Annotated in this window: 8 protein-coding genes and 1 pseudogene; all 9 read right to left on the reverse strand. The window is 39.1% G+C overall.

All coding sequences use genetic code 11. The features are described from left to right. Positions 1–26: 26 nt before the first annotated feature. Positions 27–3,248 (reverse strand): autotransporter Pta, encoded by a 3,222-nt coding sequence (gene pta, locus H1225_RS12215; protein WP_161729808.1) that lies wholly within the window; start codon positions 3,246–3,248, stop codon positions 27–29. A gap of 453 nt (positions 3,249–3,701) precedes the next feature. Further along, the gene (gene ftsP, locus H1225_RS12220) at positions 3,702–5,120 is read right to left on the reverse strand and encodes a cell division protein FtsP (protein WP_161724240.1); all 1,419 of its coding nucleotides are present in this window, start codon (positions 5,118–5,120) and stop codon (positions 3,702–3,704) included. 329 nt (positions 5,121–5,449) lie between these two features. Continuing rightward, positions 5,450–6,199, reverse strand: a complete 750-nt coding sequence (locus H1225_RS12225) for a 1-acylglycerol-3-phosphate O-acyltransferase (RefSeq protein WP_072064298.1) — start codon at positions 6,197–6,199, stop codon at positions 5,450–5,452. Between the two features lie 64 nt (positions 6,200–6,263). Next, positions 6,264–6,989: a DNA gyrase C-terminal beta-propeller domain-containing protein gene (locus H1225_RS18440; protein WP_373273832.1), complete on the reverse strand. Its 726-nt coding sequence runs from the start codon at positions 6,987–6,989 to the stop codon at positions 6,264–6,266. Between the two features lie 51 nt (positions 6,990–7,040). Further along, positions 7,041–9,221, reverse strand: a pseudogene (gene parC, locus H1225_RS12235) (DNA topoisomerase IV subunit A); the annotation flags it as partial. Positions 9,222–9,252: 31 nt separating this feature from the next. Beyond that, on the reverse strand, positions 9,253–11,148 hold the full coding sequence (parE, locus tag H1225_RS12240) for a DNA topoisomerase IV subunit B (RefSeq protein WP_072064300.1): 1,896 nt from the start codon (positions 11,146–11,148) through the stop codon (positions 9,253–9,255). Between the two features lie 123 nt (positions 11,149–11,271). Continuing rightward, on the reverse strand, positions 11,272–11,847 hold the full coding sequence (gene yqiA, locus H1225_RS12245) for an esterase YqiA (protein WP_006535999.1): 576 nt from the start codon (positions 11,845–11,847) through the stop codon (positions 11,272–11,274). Positions 11,848–11,850: 3 nt separating this feature from the next. Next, a complete protein-coding gene (gene cpdA / locus H1225_RS12250) occupies positions 11,851–12,690 on the reverse strand; it encodes a 3',5'-cyclic-AMP phosphodiesterase (protein ID WP_072064302.1) in 840 nt (279 codons plus the stop codon). Positions 12,691–12,916: 226 nt separating this feature from the next. Further along, a complete protein-coding gene (gene nudF / locus H1225_RS12255) occupies positions 12,917–13,552 on the reverse strand; it encodes an ADP-ribose diphosphatase (RefSeq protein WP_161669596.1) in 636 nt (211 codons plus the stop codon). Between the last annotated feature and the right edge of the window lie 72 nt (positions 13,553–13,624).

Genomic DNA, 13,624 nt, shown 5'->3' on the forward strand with positions numbered 1-13,624 from the left:
CCTTTATAGAAAAAAACTAAATATAATTAGAAATTAATTTTCAATGTTGCATTGATACCACTTGTACTTACATCACTATTATATTGGCCTTGATAAGACAGCCCGAAGGTAGTTGATCTACTTAATTGCGCATCAACACCTAAGCCAACACCAAACAAATTATCTAGCTTACCACCGCGTAATGTTGCATCACCGGAATTTGATAAGAACAGGCGTGATTCAGGACGATTGTCACCAAACAGATGGCTTGCAGAAATATCGCCTTTTAATGCCATATTTATATTGCCAGCCATAAATGGATAACCACCACGTAAACCGATAGTACCGACTTGAATATCTTGTGAATCAGTCTTAGTGGTAAATTTCATATTACCGACATTTTCATTGATATCATCTGTTGATACGCGTAACCAGCTAAATCCTGCGTATGGCTCAATCGAGTATTGATTAGTATTAAATTGAGTATAAGCACCTTCTAAGAAAATTTGAGTAATTTTTGCATCATAACTGGTTGAGTTATAACCTGCATTTTGTCCCACCCAAAGTGTTCTTTTTGCATCTCTATCTTGATTAGTATGGGTGAAACCATAGTTTAATGAAGCCACATCATACAAATTAGACACACCATAAGCACCAATATGGATATCGTTGCTATCTATTTTACCGTGTTCATTACCTTTATATTTGGTTGAGCCGGCACCAAAGAAGAGACCTACTTTCGTATTTTCAGTCACATCAATTTCTGCACCTAATAACCCCGCATAGAAATCAACATCCATATTGCTATGACCATAATCAGCATTACCCCATTGACCAATGCCGGTCATCCAAATACGGGCGTTACTGTTATCCAATGTAGCATAGCGACCTTGACCAATACCCATAGCTTGATCTTTCACTGTACGAGTTAACCCTAAAACATTTACGACACTCGCACTGTTAGCATTTAAATACATATCACTCCCTAATGATCCATAGGTCTTATTCAGATCTCTTTCATTCATAGGAAGTACAGCATTAAATAAATCGCCACTGCCAGTGATATCTAATGTATTAGCAATAGAACGGCCATTTTCATTATTTGCAAAAGTGGCTAAAGAGGTATTTTCTTTCTTACTTAATGTGCCTGTAATGGTGTTATCTTTTACAGAAACATTTTTATCAAATAATGCATAATCACTATTTGAAGCCACGTTGTTATTCGCTAACATTTTTGTTTTGGTGCGATTATCAACTAAATTGTCTGCATTTACAGTGCCTGTCGCAACAGCGTTGTTAAGATAAATATCTTTTAACTGACCTTCATTATCTGCACCGATATCTAAATTTGCCCCTTTATTTAAGGACATATCGCCGACATTAACATCGTGCCCGACGGTCACTAAATATGTCCCTTTATCATTGATATTAATATTGGTTTTATGACTCTCATTTGATGCTAATTGACCTTGTTGTGTGAAAGTATCGTTATAGCGATCAATAACACTTAATTTACCGCCATTCACATTAACCGCTTCTGTACCAAACGATTCTGTAAAGCCATATAAAGTACCTTGTCCGACTGTTGTACCACCACGATAAGTATTATCGCCAGTCATCACCAACGTACCTTCACCTTTCTTGACTAAAGCGCCATCATATAACCCAGCGTCAATTTTCGCTTGAATAGCATCAGCACGTTTTTGGTAATACTCTTTACGCCATTTTTCAGCATCTTCTTTGCTGACAATGTGTGAAGTTGGATCTGGGTTACCGTCGTTGATAACAAAATCCGTTCCTAGATTGTAATCACCACCCGCCGAAATGCCTTTCTCTTGGTACTCTTTCAGCCATGATAAATCTTCTTGTTCTCGCAGATCTAACGCAGTTTGTGAAATATCATTTGTCCAAACATCAAGCGGTGTCATGCTTAAGTTATATTCAAACTTACCTAAGAATTGACCAGGGCCATACATTCCTTTATCTAAATCAGGAGTCCCCCAACCATAACGTACATCAGGCGTACCTTCAGCTGCCGTCCAACTATCATATAAAGAGCCATCTGGATTATGGTGATTGGCAGTTGTGAACATCACATCACGTACTTGCATCGCATTCATTGATTGATAACGCGACATTAAGACGCCCATAGCACCTGTAACATGAGGTGCAGCCATAGATGTACCACTAAAGGTATCCCAACCTGCATTTCCCTCTTCATCAACAACTGACGAATAAATGTAACGACCCGGAGCAACCACCGTCCACCATTTCGCATTCCCTGCTTCATTAAAGATTTTTTCTAATTCATAACCCGACTTGTCTGCATTCTGTTTAAGACCTGCAACTGCAATCCAATGTTTTTCTGCTTCAGGATTAAAGTAAGGATAAAGGGGGCGATAATAAGGCTGGGCAAAATCGCGGTTACCGGTTGTAAAGACTTGCACAACATTCGTGCCTTTTACTGCATCATAAGCGGCATCAACAAAAGAAGGTTTATCACCATAGACTTTTTTGAAATAAAAATATTCGTATTCAGTTTGTGCTGTGGTATCAACCGGCATGTGCTCAGTTGTCTTACCACCATCAGGACCTTTCGTCGGAACTGTATTAATAATTCGTGGGTTGGTTCCCCAGCTATTATTAATCACCTGAGCGCCTGCATCGACCATGGCTTTCCAGCCAGTGTAGAAGTAGGTGTAATCTTGGTAAGGGCCGTAGTTATTGCTATCTGTTGCCCCCGTATTTCCTAAATAAACATCAGCACCCCATGCAACCCCATGCATGCCATTACCGTCACGGCTTGCGCCTACCGTGCCTGTAACATGTGTTCCGTGTGTATCATTCACATCTTTGATCCAGCTTCCATCAACATCAAAGTCTTGACCTTTTTCATAATGTCCCCCCATTTCTTGGGGGTAACGCATGCCTGTTGAACCGTATTGACCTTTGGCTTTAACGGCATGGAAACGTGCATCATTTAATTCAGGATGTGATAATAATGCACCTGAATCCATCACACCTATTTTGGCACCTTGCCCATGAAAACCAAGTGCATAAGCACTAGAGGCATTCATTGCAGCTAGTCCCCAGTCTTTTTGATATTCTTGGCTCTCCCAACTTTTTCTATCACCTAATTGCCCAGTTTCTAAATATGCCACAGAATATCCAGAAAAAAGCAATGCAGATGCAACAAGGGAAAGTTGAAATATATTTTTGTTTATTTTATTCATTTTATGATGATGACTTAAAGCTATTTCTTTGTTCATTCTGTACCTTCAATTATATTAAAATTTAATAACATTAATTAAGGATCAAAAATAAAAGACGCAGAGATTCTCTAGTTTCTAGAAAAATAATTACTTGAAGAACATCCCAAAAATATCACTTAAAACCATAAAAATAGATAGATTGACTAACCAGTCACAAATTAGCAGATAGATTAAACAAAATTAGATCGTTTGTTATTATATTAAAAATAACCAAAATTAACCTATTTCAATATTAATCTCATTAATGACAATATTTAAATCAACTTAATAAAGAGAACTTAAATAAACAAACAAAAATATTAAATTAATTAACAATTTTTTTGGAAATATTTTCTCTATTTAAACTTTAGTCTAAAAAATATAATTCACATTGTTTTTAACATGAAAAAAAACAGTATTTTTATTTGAAAAATACTGTTTTTATTTTAATTTAGTATTACTACTGAATTTTTATTCCGAAGGCGTGACTTCCATTTGTCCTACCATACCTTTATCTGCATTTTCTAATACTTGGCTGTAATATAAGAAAGGGAAATGCGAATAAGAAGGCTGTTTTAATTCCACCAGCAATTCACTTTGATCCTCAATCCAAACAGTATCTTTCCAACCAAAATCAGAGGGTGCAGGTTTCTGACCATTATGATTAATCACTTTAAAACGGGCACCTTCAATATGGAATGGTTGCGGTGTCGGTACTGTTACAAGCCAACGCTCCCAGCCATTTTGCTTACCGACTAAATCAATTCTTGAAAGTTCCCAACGAGCATTATTTATTCCCGGAGGACTGTTATGCAGTTGAATAGTTCTAGGCTGAATAGAGGTAGTGATTTGTGTGTCATCTACCGCTAATTGCGCAGGGACTTTGTCTGTCATTAATGACATTAATCCGGTTGGTTTAATCGTTATTATATTGGTATTACGTAATAAATCTGAAGATTCAAAAATACCACGGAGCCTATCCATAAAGCCGGCACTTTGCCCCGCGGTAATGGTGACGTCACCACCTTCAGACATATCAACCAATATTTCACGTCGCTCCCCTGGAGCCATTGGAATTGACTTCAATTCTACAGGAGATGTTAATAACCCCTGATCAGAAGCGATAAGGTAAAGCGATCGACCATCATTTGCAGTTAATTCATAACGACGAGCATTAGATGCATTCACTAAACGTAAGCGGATCCAACCTCTAGAGACTTCAATATAAGGATCTTCACGTCCATTAACTAACAATGTATCACCATAGAAGCCATCACTAGCAGCTTCTTTGTCGTATTGTGGCGTACCAAAGTTATCAATCCGTTTATCTTGAATGATGATCGGAAAATCATTCACTCCATAATGTTTTGGTAGCGGTAGGGATTTGCTCTCTTCATCTTCCACAATCCACATTCCTACCAATCCATTATAAACATGAGGTGCCATTTTAAACGGTGTATTGGCGTGATACCAACATGTTGTTGCTTTCTGACGAATAGGCAATACCGGCGACCAATAAGCTCCGGGTGACATTAGTCTTGCGGCTCCACCGACTTGAGTGCCCGGAACTAATAAGCCACTTACCGTCATTGATACCGCTTCATTAAGGCGGTTACTATAAATCAGTTTTATATCATCGCCACTTTTGACTTTGATTGTCGGTCCCGGAGTTGAGCCATTGATCCCCCAAACCTGTGCTTTTTGAGTACCATTAAACGCCCAATGCACGTTTTGCAAAGTTAAGAACAGTGGCTGACCACGACGCGATTCCAACAAAGGCGGTATAGGTAATTTTTTATCATTAACTGATTCAGCACGAACAGAAGATATAGAGCCCAGACATACCGCTAAGCCTGTAGCCTGAATAAACTGGCGACGACTAAATGACATACTTTCTCCGCAACAAAATACAAATATTCCTATTGCATAATCAAAATGCTGTGACAGGAAAAAAGCTGCTGTGATTTAAAGACAAAAGGACTTAAATGAAATTACGGGAGCATAATAGCGCGGATGTGACATAAATCCTAAAAATAGTTGATAACCAGCACTCTAAATAATTCAAAATACAACTAGGCAACTAATGAATGAGCCGCTAGTCACATACATAAATATGTAACTAGCGCAAATGAGTGTAGTCAACAACGTTGCACCTTGAAGTATGACGAGTATATGAAGATCAGGCTTATATTTGTACAAACAAAGCAACGAAAAAAGTATTAATTTAACTTACCGGGAAAATCACGTTTATTCATTTCTTCAACTTCTCTATCTAGCTCTTCGATTTTCGCTTTCATAATTTGACGACAATCTTCTGCTAATTCTCGAACTTGATCTTTGGTGTATTTTGAAACGTCAATTGGAGGTAACATTTCAACAATAACGTACCCATTATTCCAACGGTTTAGCTTAATCTTACCCTGTGTTGTTGAAACACAAACAGGAATAATCGGTACGCCCGCTTGAATGGCGGCATGGAATGCCCCCGTTTTAAACGGTAATAGTCCACGGCCACGGCTACGTGTTCCTTCTGGGAACATCCAAACAGAAATCTTCTTCGATTTAATTTGATCAGCAACTTGTGAAATGGTGCCATGTGCTTTAGAGCGGTTTGCTCTATCAATTAAAATATTCCCTGTGATCCAATACAATTGACCAAAAAAAGGAATAAAAATTAAGCTTTTTTTACCTACTGTCACGGTATTAGGTTGAACCGCATTTGACATCGTTACCATATCGAAATTATTTTGATGGTTTCCGATATAAATACTTGGACCATAACTTTTTGCTTCTTTTGGAAAGCGCTCAACGAGTTTGATACCAAAAACAGTAGATAACTTGCCGAATAAGCGTCCATAAGTCATTACATGTTTAGGATTTCTTGGTGAAAACATGCAATAAATCATTCCAAACGTCACCACAATAATGGTGTAAAGAATGACAATGATGCCTCGAATAATGGCTAACATAAGTTTTAGCGTCCTAAATAGAAGTGGGTCAACAGACCCACTCAATATCAATTAAGTATTAGATTTAATTTGTTTCAATATCAATATGATCGATAACTTGAGCACCACGAGGTAAAGAGGTTCCTCGACGTCCACGTTTTGCTTTAAAGCTAACTAACTCATTCATCGACATTGTCATCTTACGTTTACCGAAATGCAATGTAACAGAGGCATTCTCAGGTAATACACGTAACCAAGCGACGTTATCTTCACCACTTGCGGCTTGTGACGCCGGAATAGAAACCATCTGATTTCCTTTTCCTTTTACCATAGTTGGTAATTCAGATGCTTCAAAAATCAGCATTCTACCGCCTTTAGTAATGATCATAATGAGATCAGTGAGCTCATTGTTCAAGCGCTGTGGTGGTAATGGTAATGCATTTTCAGGTAAAGTCAGTAATGATTTTCCTGCTTTATTTTTAGAAGTTAAATCATCAACCTGACAGATAAAACCATAACCGGCATCAGATGCCATGACGATCTTATCGGTATTTTCGCCCATAACAACATGACGCAATTGCGCACCTTTCTGAACTTTTAATCGTTCAGTTAGCGCATCACCTTTGCTACGACCAGAAGGTAATGCATCAACATCAACAGTATAACTTTGACCTGTGGTATCAATTAAGTGTACTGGTTGATTACTCATCCCTTCAACAGCATCAAAATAATCATCACCAGATTTAAAACCAACCGATTTAGCATCAATACTATGTCCTTTTTGACAACGAATAAGCCCTTTTTCAGACATAATGACGGTAACTGCTTCAGGATGCAGATGTTTTAACGGAATAGGTTCATCACCCGCATTACCGCTAAAATAGTTGATCTCTTCTGCTTTAAGCACTTCTTGCTGACCATCAACAGTAAAGATTAATGCTTCATCTTTTGGTGCAAACAACATTTGTTCAATCACATCACCTTGCTCTTTCCCTAAAGCAACAAGACGTGTACCACGCCCTTTTTTATTCATTTCATTTAGTTGTTCTGCTGAAATGGCTAAAATACGTGTTTTATCAGTGATGATAATAAACCAGTGTTGCTCATTTTTCTTTTGAGGATCAACTAAGAGCGGTGCTAATAATTCAGTCTCTTCAGAAACAGTGAGTAGACCTTTACCTGTCTTATTCTTCGTTTCCATCTCATCGTAAGAGAGAACCGTGCCATAACCTTCTTTTGTTGCCAGTAAATATTCTTGTCCAGCACTTCCCGCTAACATGTATTTCACGCTAGCTTCTGGAGGGAAAGTTAACTTACCGGTTAATGGTTCGCCTTGGCTACGTCCAGAAGGCATATCATTTGGGCTTAGAGTATAGCTTCGGCCAGTGGAATCAAGGAACAGAACAGGCTGATTACTCATGCCTCGAACTGCACTGTGATAACTATCCCCAGCGCGATAACTCATACCGCTAGGATCAATATCATGTCCTTTTGCATTACGTACCCAGCCCATTTCAGAAAGCACAATGGTGACAGGCTCTGATGGCAACATATCTTGTTCATTAACCACTTTCGCCTCTTCTTGAGGGCGAATAGGAGAACGTCTGTCATCACCAAATTCTTTTGCGTCGGCTTCAATTTCTTTTTTCAGTAAAGTATTTAAGCGACGTGGTGAACTTAATAATTTCTCAATACTATCGCGTTCTTTTTCAAGTTCATCACTTTCAGCTTTTAGTTTTATCTCTTCAAGTTTGGCTAAATGACGCAAACGTAACTCTAAAATAGCTTCGGCTTGAATATCAGATAACTCAAAGCGACGCATTAATTCTGCTTTTGGCTCATCTTCATGACGAATGATTTCAATCACTTCATCAATATTGAGATAAGCAATTAATAAACCTTTGAGGATCTCTAAGCGACGTAAAACTTTTTCTAAACGATGATTTAGACGATTTGTGACTGTTTGGCGACGATAAACTAACCATTCGTTTAAAATAGTCAGTAATCCTTTTACTGCTGGGCGGTTATCTAACCCAATCATATTTAGGTTAACGCGATAACTTTTTTCTAAATCGGTATTTACGAACAAGTAGTACATCACTTGCTCTAAATTAACACGATTACTACGAGGAACAATCACAAGTCTGGTTGGATTTTCATGATCGGATTCATCACGCAAATCTTCAACTAAAGGCAGTTTTTTTGCTCGCATCAAGGCTGCAATTTGCTCAAGTACTTTGGCACCAGAAACTTGATGAGGTAATGCAGTGATCACCGCGCATCCTTCTTCTTTCTGCCAAACAGCTCGCATTCTGACCGAACCACGACCCGTTTTATAGATTTTTTTGATATCGTCTTGAGCCGTAATAATTTCAGCTTCAGTTGGATAATCAGGGCCTTGGACATATTGCATCACGTCAGATAATCCCGCATCAGGATTATCTAAAAGCATCACTAAAGCTTGTCCTATTTCACGTGCATTATGCGGTGGAATGTCCGTTGCCATCCCAACAGCAATCCCCGTTGTGCCATTAAGCACGATATTAGGTAAGCGTGCTGGCAACATTTTCGGCTCTTGCATCGTGCCGTCAAAGTTAGGGATCCAATCTACCGTACCATGTCCTAATTCACTCAATAATGTTTGTGAATATTTGGAAAGGCGTGATTCGGTATAACGCATAGCGGCGAAAGATTTTGGATCATCCGGCGCCCCCCAGTTACCTTGTCCATCAATTAACGGATAACGATAAGAGAACGGCTGAGCCATCAGTACCATTGCTTCATAACATGCAATATCACCATGCGGGTGATATTTACCTAGCACGTCACCAACAGTACGGGCTGATTTTTTAAATTTAGCAGAACTACTTAAACCTAGCTCTGACATCGCATAAACAATACGACGTTGCACAGGTTTTAGCCCATCTCCAATAAAAGGCAATGCACGATCCATAATGACGTACATGGAATAGTTGAGATAGGCATTCTCTGTAAATAAGTGGAGCGGTTGGCGCTCTACACCATCATGAGTCAATTCACTCATTCAATTTTTCCTCAGACTCTTGTGGTATCCATTACACTTCGATGTCAACTTCATCGCCCTTCTCTTGTAACCAATTTCGGCGATCTTCAGAGCGTTTCTTCGCTAACAACATATCCATCATGCCTAGGGTTTCTTGATAATTTTCATCATCAATCACCAATTGCACTAAACGACGCGTATTGGGATCAAGCGTTGTTTCACGCAGTTGAAGTGGGTTCATCTCACCTAAACCTTTAAAGCGCTGTACGTTAGGCTTTCCTTTTTTACGACTTAAACGTTGTAAAATGGCATTTTTTTCTGATTCATCAAGGGCATAATGAACTTCTTTACCTAAGTCGATACGGTAAAGTGGTGGCATCGCCATATAAACGTGCCCTTCCTTAACAAGAGCTGGGAAATGGCGCACAAATAAAGCACACAATAAAGTTGCGATATGTAAACCATCCGAGTCCGCATCCGCAAGAATACAAATTTTACCGTAACGCAGTTGGCTTAAATCATCGCTATCAGGATCCATACCAATTGCAACCGAAATATCATGGACTTCTTGTGACGCTAACACTTCATCTGAAGAGACTTCCCATGTATTTAGGATCTTACCGCGCAAAGGCATAATCGCTTGATATTCACGATCTCGAGCTTGTTTAGCAGAACCTCCTGCAGAGTCCCCTTCGACCAAAAATAGCTCGGTGTAACGTAAATCTTGAGAAGTACAATCAGCCAATTTACCCGGCAATGCTGGCCCTGAAGTGAGTTTCTTTCTCACCACTTTTTTAGCTGCTCGCATACGACGTTGCGCGCTACTAATCGCCATTTCAGCGAGTAATTCGCCGACTTGAACGTTTTGATTTAGCCATAAGCTAAAAGCGTTTTTTACCGCATTTGCAACAAATGCACTGGTTTGTCTTGAAGAGAGTCGTTCTTTGGTTTGCCCTGCAAATTGAGGATCTTGCATTTTCACTGATAATACATAAGCGCAACGCTCCCATGTATCATCCGCGGTTAACTTAAGACCTCTTGGTAGCAAATTACGGAATTCACAAAATTCGCGCATTGCATCTAACACACCTTGGCGTAAACCATTTACGTGTGTACCACCTTGAACCGTCGGAATTAAGTTAACATAGCTTTCAGTGAGTAGATCGCCACCTTCAGGTAGCCATAACATAGACCATTCAACGGCTTCATTATCTCCTTCAAATTTGCCTGTAAACGGCTCTTCAGGAAGGCGAACAAATTCAGCAACAGCTTCACTTAAATAATCGGTTAAACCATCAGCGTAGCACCAATTTTCTTGAGTATTGTTTACTTTATCGACAAAAGAAACATTCACGCCCGGGCATAATACCGCTTTAGCTTTTAATACATGAGATAAGCTTTTAGAAGAAAAACGAGGAACATCAAAATAGGCGCCATCAGGCCAAAAATGCACACTCGTTCCTGTATCTCGTTTTGCACAGGTGCCAATCTCATGCAACTCTTCAACTTTATCGCCATTTTCAAAGGCAATTTGGTAAATTTTACCATCACGACGAACAGTTACTTCAATACGCTTTGAGAGGGCGTTAACAACCGAGATCCCCACACCATGCAACCCGCCAGAAAATTGATAGTTTTTATTAGAGAATTTTCCTCCGGCGTGAAGGTGAGCAAGGATTAACTCGATAGCAGAGACCTTAAGTTCTGGGTGAATATCGACAGGCATTCCTCGCCCATTATCGATAACTTCGATAGATTGATCTGCATATAAAATGACATCGACCTTCGATGCGTGTCCCGCAAGCGCCTCGTCCACGCTATTATCGATCACTTCCTGTGCCAAATGGTTCGGTCTTGTTGTATCTGTATACATCCCTGGACGGCGACGTACAGGCTCTAGACCATTAAGAACCTCAATATCCTTTGCGTTATAACTTGATTGAGTCATTGTTTTAATCTGCGGTTCGCTGTTAGAAAATACTGTTTATAATAACAGGTGTTTGCGGCAATATGATATTAATTTTCGGATAGATACATCAACCTACGTTTTACAGGTTAATTAACCGAAAGACTAAATTATCTTTAAAAATTGAATAATTTTCGGAAAAAAACGTTCAAAACCCACAAATGCGTGATTTCCATCCGATTCTACGGTTTGCCTACACGCGCCAAGATATGAGACAGCTTGACGATAATCAAGTATTTCATCTCCAGTTTGTTGAAGCAACCAAATAAGTTCGGGTGATGTAATTACGGGAATACGCAAGGCAAGTAACTCATCCATATGATGAGGTTCTAATCTATACTTTTGATGTGTATAGGGATTTTCGTTTTCACCCAAGAAATTTTGTAAGAGATCAAAAGGACGGATCGCAGGATTAACAACAACAGCGGGTAAATTAAAACGTTGAGATAGCCAGATCGATAAGTAGCCACCTAATGATGAGCCAATTAATCCAAGCTTGTCATCTACGCACTCTTTAGCTAACGATTCAATTAACTGAGCGGCTTCTTGAGGGTAAGGTGGCAATTGAGGTACTAACAATTCAATTTCAGGATGTGTTACTTCAAGCCATTGACGAAAAGCCTGTGCCTTTGCTGATTTTGGTGAGCTATTAAAGCCATGTAAATAGAGAATACGAGGCATGACTTAATAGCCATCCGAATCAAGGTCAGGACAAAATTCAGTCCCCTCTAAACGGTAAACTTGTGTTTCAATTCTGCCCTTCTCATCAGATAAAAGTGACATTTCCAAATAACGCCAGCCCGGAGAAACAGTATCTAATGTAAAATTAGTACAATGAGGGCGAAATTGAATGCACGTAGAAGGTGTTGCCAACAAACGAATACCATTCCACATTTCATCCATTTCTTGATGAATGTGACCACAAAGCATCATTTTTACTTGAGAGTGCTCTCTTAAACGCTCAGCCAATTCTTGAGAATTTCTTAAACTGTGTTGATCTAACCATGTACACCCTGACGGCATAGGATGATGATGCAACAAGATAATCGTATCTCTGTGCTTTTGACTTTCGAGACAGCGTGTTAGCCAATCTAATTGACAATCTGATAATTCACCATGAGGAACACCTTGAATTTGGCTATCTAATAACAGCATTTGCCAATTATCACCAATCAACACTTGTTTAGCTGACAAAACGCCTGCCTGATTTAAAGCATCAATCATCGCAGGTTGATAGTCATGATTACCCGGCAACCAAACACAAGGTGGTGTTAACGTTGCAATGCCATCCGCAAAATGCTGATAAGCTTCAAAGGTTTGATCTTGAACTAAATCACCTGTTGCTACAATCAAGTCAACATCAAGACCCTGCTCTCTAATCGCATTTAATACCGCATGGTAGCTACGATAAGTATTTATGCCCAGCAAAGTGTCTTCCACATTAGCAAAGAGGTGGGTGTCTGTGATTTGTAATATTCTTACGGTGTTTTTGTGTTTCACCGATAATTCAAGCTGGCTTTCCAAAAGGTTTCCTTGTTTCACTCTCATTAGCCGTTATGTTAACGTATTTTCGTAGTAAAGATCTGCCAACCAATACACATTTCAAAAGATTAGTGAGAAATATTCTCGCTTTCAATCACGTTTTTTTCACTTCTTTTTACAATTTAATTCATTTGATATCGTACACTTAGAGATAGTTACTCTACTTGATAATATTACTAAAAACACCCTTTAAAGATTGATTAATATATTAAATTACCGACCAACGCTTTCTTAACTCAATATGATGAAGTTGTAACCATTGAAGTGCAATGACGGATGCAGCATTGTCAATCACGCCCTCTTCAACCCAACGATAAGCTTGTTCTCTGCTAACAACATGAACACGAATATCTTCATTTTCACACGCTAATCCATGAATACCTTTTGCTGTTGTTGCATCAACTTCACCGACATAAACATGCATTCTTTCGCTGGTGCCACCAGGACTAGAAAGATAACTAATAATTGACTCGCATCGCCCAACAACAACGCCCGCTTCTTCTTGGGCTTCGCGTCTAACAACGTCTTCTGGGCTTTCGCCTTGTTCAACCATACCCGCAATCACTTCTAGCAACCAAGGTGTCTCACTGGTTTCATACGCAGGAATACGAATTTGCTCAATTAATACCACTTCATCACGTTTAGCATCATAAGCTAACAAAACACCCGCATTGCCTCGCTCAAAGACTTCACGTTTGACTTCTTCACTCCATCCGCCTTCAAAAAGGCGATGTTTAAAGCGGTACTCAGTCATACGGAAAAAGCCTTTATATAAATCTTTTTGATTGAGCAATTTCACGTCTTCACGGCCGTATAAAAATGGTGTATTTTCCCTTTTCTTCATACAATGTTCCTTAAGTTATATTTAAGAGTCTTTTTATTGCTTATGTTTAATACAGATTTAAAGAAATTTGCC

The organism is Proteus penneri, assembly GCF_022369495.1.
Lineage (GTDB): Bacteria > Pseudomonadota > Gammaproteobacteria > Enterobacterales > Enterobacteriaceae > Proteus > Proteus penneri.

Bases quoted from the DNA above. Each gene is read 5' to 3' on its own strand.
- pta (WP_161729808.1), bottom strand. From the start codon at position 3,248: ATGAACAAAGAAATAGCTTTAAGTCATCATCATAAAATGAATAAAATA.
- ftsP (WP_161724240.1), bottom strand. From the start codon at position 5,120: ATGTCATTTAGTCGTCGCCAGTTTATTCAGGCTACAGGCTTAGCGGTA.
- H1225_RS12225 (WP_072064298.1), bottom strand. From the start codon at position 6,199: ATGTTAGCCATTATTCGAGGCATCATTGTCATTCTTTACACCATTATT.
- H1225_RS18440 (WP_373273832.1), bottom strand. From the start codon at position 6,989: ATGTCTGAAAAAGGGCTTATTCGTTGTCAAAAAGGACATAGTATTGAT.
- parE (WP_072064300.1), bottom strand. From the start codon at position 11,148: ATGACTCAATCAAGTTATAACGCAAAGGATATTGAGGTTCTTAATGGT.
- yqiA (WP_006535999.1), bottom strand. From the start codon at position 11,847: ATGCCTCGTATTCTCTATTTACATGGCTTTAATAGCTCACCAAAATCA.
- nudF (WP_161669596.1), bottom strand. From the start codon at position 13,552: ATGAAGAAAAGGGAAAATACACCATTTTTATACGGCCGTGAAGACGTG.